This is a genomic window from Vibrio sp. DNB22_10_4 (genome assembly GCF_052879755.1).
The window spans coordinates 1-261 of record NZ_JBNNXW010000082.1 but is presented as its reverse complement, the minus strand read 5'-3'; the positions used below and the strand labels follow the sequence as shown (position 1 = coordinate 261).

The 261-nt window shown below is 55.9% G+C and carries 1 protein-coding gene; it reads left to right on the top strand.

The annotated features are described in order from the left end of the window. Window positions 1–119: 119 nt before the first annotated feature. Window positions 120–261, top strand: a 142-nt coding sequence (locus tag ACVA6Q_RS24750; protein WP_446649237.1) for an adenylyltransferase/cytidyltransferase family protein, incomplete at its 3' end; no start/stop codon positions are given.

Here is a 261-nt window from a genome sequence, read left to right as displayed (position 1 = left end):
GTTGTTGCACATCGCGCATTTTTACGAGATTTTCATTTGACGCTCAATGGGGGCGGCGCGTAGTATGAATTCACGGTTGCGGGACAGACCCAACGCCGCCAATCTCTTGAGGGAGCCTCATGAGCACCAATGCAAAGCGCTTCGATGCGCTTGTCTTCATCGGCCGTTTCCAGCCGATGCACCGTGGACACCTTGACGTACTGCGCCGGGCATTGAGCCTTGCCGATACGGTTTGCGTCCTGATCGGCTCGACCGATAAAC